This window comes from Nitratireductor sp. XY-223, assembly GCF_004959855.1.
Classification (GTDB): Bacteria; Pseudomonadota; Alphaproteobacteria; order Rhizobiales; family Rhizobiaceae; genus Hoeflea_A.
Genome location: NZ_SPNT01000053.1, coordinates 1 through 1,816, shown reverse-complemented (window position 1 = coordinate 1,816; position 1,816 = coordinate 1). Strand labels below are relative to the sequence as shown.

Sequence of the window (1,816 nt, the reverse complement as noted above, 5' to 3'; positions counted from 1 at the left end):
CCGGCCCCGGTCCCGCGGTGTGTGTGCCTGGTGCGCTTGTCAGAACCGTCGCACGAAGCCGGTCTCCGCGAAGGTTCGGGCGTGGTTGTGCGGTCGAGCATCGGACCTGCGGTCTTCTCGCCGAGGCGACAGTTGCGGGCTGCAGCCCCGCAGCGTGAAGTCGCGGTGATCGACGCTCAGCCTCGGCACGCGGGCCTGTTCCCGGCGTGAAGCCCGCAAACACTCCGCCCGCCAGGCGCAATGCGCCAATACACCGGCCCAGCGGGCACAACCGGCGCGGGTGCCTTGCCCTGCCTGCATTCAGAACGACCTTACGACACCCAGTTCGATGACGTTGCGCCTGTAGTCGTGCAGCGTGATGTTGCTGTCGCGCCGTTCGTGTCGCAGGGTGAGTTGCGGCGTGAAGCCGCCGATGTCGATGTTCCGGTTGGACAGCGTCGTCCACAGCGCGTAGGTCGTGTCCCGCCGCGCCTGCGGCCCGAACAGCGGGCGCGGGGCGCCGTAATCGCGCCGGTCCAGGCGCAGGCCCGCGCCGGCGACGAAACCGCGCGGCAACTCGCTCTCGGCCGACAGGCCGAGGCTGAACTCGCGCCAGGACCAGTAGTCCTTGTCCAGCGTCTCGCGGCGCCAGCCGGCATTGGCCCGCAGCACCGTGACGCCGCCCAGGGCATGGGCGATGCCGAACCCCGCCGTATCGGTGTGGCCGCGGCCGAGGTAGCCCTCGTAATCGGTCCACGCGCGCCCGAGCGACCAGTTCAGCCGCCACACCGGGGAAAGGGTCCGGCTGCCCGAAACCCGCAGACCGGCGCTGCGGCTGTAGACATCGCCGCCGATCCAGCGCTGGCGAACGTGCACTTCGGGATGCAGGACGGACCGGCCGAACAGGAAGCGCGGGCCGGCGTTGAGGCTTGCGATCCGTTCGTTGAACCGGCTCTCCCGGTAGCTGCGGGTCCGCAGACCGCCATTGACCCGGAACTGAAGCCCCGGGCGGACCGTCGCCGTGTATCCGCCATGCATGTCGGCCACCAGACCGACCCCGCTGGTGCGGCGCGCATCCCGCGACAGCGTGAACAGGCCGAGCTTTTCCGCATCGGTCGCGTTGTTGATGTTGCTGTCGGGCGCCAGCGCCAGCGCCACGCCGAACGTCCAGCCCTCGGCCTTGTGCCGGCGCAGCAGGTGAAGCATGGAGAGCGCGTTGGCGCGCACGTCCCCGGGCAGGCCCGGGGCGCTCAGGGCAAGGCGGAAATGCCGCTCCGCCCGCACGAACTCGCCCGCCCGGTAATGCGCCAGCGCCAGGTCGAGCCGCACCCGGGTCAGGCCGGGATCGCGCGCCAGCATGGCCCGGAACCTGCGTTGCGCGGTTCGCCAGTCCTGCTGCTGCAGCGCAATCTGCCCGTGCAGGAAGTCGAGCGTGTCGGGGTCAGCCGCGCCGGGCTCCACCCCTTCAAGCAGGACGGCCGCATCGCGCGGCGCGCCCCCGGACAGCGCCGCCCGCGCCGCCTCGATCAGCATGCCCGCCGAAACCGACCGCGGCGGGGGCTGCCCGGCCGCGGCAGGGCGCAGGGGCACAAGCGCGAACAGGGCAAGGGCAAACAGCAGGCTGCAAAGGCGATATGTGTGGCTGCGCATCGTGTCCTGGCTTTCGAATTGTGCTTCAAGGCCCGACGCCCGGTCCGCCATGCCCGCGAAAGGCAGGGACCGGGCGCCGGGTTTGCGGTGTGCGGGTGGGCGCGCGTTATTCGGAGGCGGTCATCCCGCCACCGAAGGCGCCGCGCGCTTCGCCCGCCTTGCGGCCCTCGGAGGTGATGTCGAACAC

At 71.1% G+C, this 1,816-nt stretch carries 1 protein-coding gene; it reads right to left on the bottom strand.

Annotation, left to right across the window (positions count from 1 at the left end):
* Positions 1-300 precede the first annotated feature (300 nt).
* A complete protein-coding gene (locus tag E4M07_RS28950) occupies positions 301-1,629 on the bottom strand; it encodes a surface lipoprotein assembly modifier (protein WP_169054474.1) in 1,329 nt (442 codons plus the stop codon).
* Between the last annotated feature and the right edge of the window lie 187 nt (positions 1,630-1,816).

Bases quoted from the DNA above. Each gene is read 5' to 3' on its own strand.
- E4M07_RS28950 (WP_169054474.1), bottom strand. From the start codon at position 1,629: ATGCGCAGCCACACATATCGCCTTTGCAGCCTGCTGTTTGCCCTTGCC.